General features: G+C 76.2%; 1 protein-coding gene and 1 pseudogene. One reads left to right on the top strand and one right to left on the bottom strand.

Going from position 1 to position 596, the window contains the following annotated elements; genetic code table 11:
* Positions 1-78, bottom strand: a pseudogene (locus FGF04_RS41520) (siderophore-interacting protein); the annotation flags it as partial.
* On the opposite strand from FGF04_RS41520, the gene FGF04_RS37635 reads away from it, so the two are divergent.
* A partial coding sequence (locus FGF04_RS37635) for a siderophore-interacting protein (RefSeq protein ID WP_149515889.1) occupies positions 62-596 on the top strand: 535 nt, incomplete at its 3' end. The pseudogene FGF04_RS41520 and the gene FGF04_RS37635 overlap by 17 nt on opposite strands.

The following is a 596-nucleotide window of genomic DNA, read 5'->3' on the forward strand; positions in this document are numbered from 1 at the left end:
GCCCGCGTGGTCGAACCAGAGCCGGACCCACATCGTCGGGTGCACCCCGGTCGCCGCCAGCATGCCGCCGTCGGTCACCCGGGCGGAGGACGTCACCGCGCACTACCGGCGGCTGCGGGTGACCGACGGCGGCATGCTGGCGGCGACCGGGGTGCACCCGACGATGTGGGTCCGGCTCTGGTTCGACCACGCGGGCCGGCCGCACCAGCGCGCCTACACGCTGGTGGACCCCGATCCGGCCGCGGGGACCTTCGGTCTGGAGTTCGCGCTGCACGACGGGGTCGCGAGCGACTGGGCACGGGCCGCGCGGCCCGGCGACACGATCGAGGCGACGGTCCACGGCACGGCCTTCACGCACCCGGAGCCGGCCCCGTCCCACGTGCTGGCGGTCGCCGACACCGCCTCGCTCCCGGCCCTCAACTCCCTCCTGGACGCGGTGGGCACGGCACCGGCGACGATCTGGTTCGAGACCGCCGGCAGCACTGCGGACGGGGCCGGCTCCGGGTGCGTGCCTGGACGCGGTGGGCACGGCACCGGCGACGATCTGGTTCGAGACCGCCGGCAGCACTGCGGACGGGGCCGGCTCCGGGTGCGTG

The sequence above is a fragment of the Streptomyces apricus genome (genome assembly GCF_008369065.1).
Taxonomy (GTDB): Bacteria; Actinomycetota; Actinomycetes; order Streptomycetales; family Streptomycetaceae; genus Streptomyces; species Streptomyces apricus.